This is a genomic window from Methylobacterium sp. J-070 (assembly GCF_022829385.1).
In the GTDB taxonomy this organism is placed as follows: Bacteria; Pseudomonadota; Alphaproteobacteria; order Rhizobiales; family Beijerinckiaceae; genus Methylobacterium.
This window is the reverse complement of the sequence record NZ_JAKSXX010000247.1, coordinates 1-696: the sequence shown is the minus strand read 5'-3', so window position 1 is coordinate 696 and position 696 is coordinate 1. Positions and strand designations below refer to the sequence as shown.

The following is a 696-nucleotide window of genomic DNA, read 5'->3' as shown; positions in this document are numbered from 1 at the left end:
GAGGGGCGCCCTGCCCTAAGGCGCCTTCTCAATCGCTACATCCAAGCTCAGCACGTGCAGACGGCTCAGACGGCCTTCGCCAACGCGAAAGGCAACACGGCCACCCGCCTCGCTCGATGGCTGCTGATGTGCCAGGACCGACTTGACGATGAGTTCGTCACGGTCACGCAGGAGTTCATGTCGTTCATGCTGGGCGTCGAGAGGCCCGGCGTCACCGCGGCGCTGCGGTCACTGGTGCAGGTAGTCGGACGCGAACCAGTCTCCAAGCGTCATTTCCCTGTCGACGCGGAAATTACAGGGAAAGACTTCGGAAAAACGAGCTTCGGACGCCTATGCGCTCAGAACTCAACAGTAGGTGCAGGAACTTAGCAGCATTTTCCCTACGGGCGCGAGCATGGAGGTGAAATTGCGCGTGCAGGGAAGCGCAAGGAGCTATCAGGGGCCGAGATTTGCAGGATCACAGTTGGCCCGGGAATAGCGCATTGACATCGATGACTCATCACCCACCCCGATCGCAGGGCAGGGCCAGCCCTATGGCTGGAGTGGGCCCCTGATTGGAGTGGGCCCCTGATGGTGGGCACGATCAGGCGGCGGTTTTGACCGTCTGCCGGGCGTGCTGCTCCTCGAACTGCACGGGGCTCAGATAACCGAGCGCGGAGTGCAGGCGGCGGGTGTTATAGACCTCTTCGATGAAGT

Annotated in this window: 2 protein-coding genes; one reads left to right on the top strand and one right to left on the bottom strand. The window is 61.4% G+C overall.

What is annotated here, in order from left to right; genetic code table 11:
• Nucleotides 1-369 (top strand): helix-turn-helix domain-containing protein (locus tag MKL01_RS29385; protein ID WP_243908723.1); only part of this gene is annotated, 369 nt, incomplete at its 5' end.
• A 214-nt stretch (nt 370-583) separates the two neighbouring features.
• Here the strand turns inward: MKL01_RS29385 and MKL01_RS29380 are convergent.
• Nucleotides 584-691: an IS3 family transposase gene (locus MKL01_RS29380; protein WP_409566194.1), complete on the bottom strand. Its 108-nt coding sequence runs from the start codon at nt 689-691 to the stop codon at nt 584-586.
• Nucleotides 692-696: the final 5 nt, after the last annotated feature.